This window comes from Halomonas litopenaei (assembly GCF_003045775.1).
GTDB lineage: Bacteria > Pseudomonadota > Gammaproteobacteria > Pseudomonadales > Halomonadaceae > Halomonas > Halomonas litopenaei.
In genome coordinates this window covers 1-574 of sequence record NZ_PXNS01000046.1, presented here as the reverse complement: position 1 = coordinate 574, position 574 = coordinate 1, and the positions used below count along the sequence as shown (strand labels likewise).

General features: G+C 66.6%; 1 protein-coding gene. It reads left to right on the top strand.

Translation table 11 applies throughout. The features are described from left to right. Window positions 1-574, top strand: a 574-nt coding sequence (locus C6W88_RS21800) for a cadherin-like domain-containing protein (RefSeq protein WP_197037179.1), incomplete at both ends; no start/stop codon positions are given.

Sequence of the window (574 nt, the reverse complement as noted above, 5' to 3'; positions counted from 1 at the left end):
CAGTTCGGCGCCGATGGCCCCGGCGGCATCACCAACGCCACCGTCCAGGGCGGCGCGGGTGTCGGTACCGTCACCGTCAACCCCGACGGCACCCTGACGTTCGTCCCCCACCCGAACTTTGTCGGCAACGCCAACATCAACTATACCGCCACCGACGGTGACGGCAGCGCTGTCAACGGCAGCCTCAGCGTCCAGGTGAATGATGGCGGCACTGGCCCCACCACGCCGGAGACCGATGGCAATCCCCACACCACGCCCCCCAAGGCGGTACTCGACGAAGACGGCCTGCCTGGCGGCATCGCCGGCGGCATCAATGACGTGGCCGGCGAACGGACTGCGGCGGTCGGCTCACTGGGCTACGACTTTGGCAGCGATGGCCCCGGCAGCTTTAGCTGGAACACCGCCGGCCTCCCCGTCCTGACCTCCGGCGGCAGCCCGGTCATCTGGTCGCTGAGCGGCAATGGTCGTTCGCTGGTCGGCTTTGACAACACAGGTAACCGTGTCATCTCCGTCCAGCTCACCGACGTTGCCAACGGCATCTACAAGGTGGTGCTGGCCAAACCGCTGGATCATT